Raw genomic sequence first — 284 nt, forward strand, 5'->3', positions numbered from 1 at the left:
GCCACGTTGCCCGCTTTCACGTACGGCAGAGCACCTTCAGGTGCGCGACCAGCGCATCGAACACCACCCGCACGCGCGTTGGTACTGGCCCCCGCTGCGGGCGATAGACGTGAAGCGTCCATGAAGGAGGCTCGAACCGCCGCAGCACGCGCACCAGTTCGCCGCGCTCGACGTGCGGGCGCAGCAGGTACTCGGAGGTTTGCGTGAAGCCCAGGCCCGCGCAGGCGGCTTGCACCTCGGTCTCCGGGTCATCGGTCACGAAGGCCGTGCGGCGGGGCTGGATC

1 protein-coding gene is annotated in these 284 nt (G+C 69.4%); it reads right to left on the reverse strand.

The window, feature by feature from the left end:
* Positions 1-16: 16 nt before the first annotated feature.
* A partial coding sequence (locus tag ACVA58_RS28005; protein WP_446513506.1) for a LysR substrate-binding domain-containing protein occupies positions 17-284 on the reverse strand: 268 nt, incomplete at its 5' end.

The sequence above is a fragment of the Photobacterium sp. DNB22_13_2 genome (assembly GCF_052873915.1).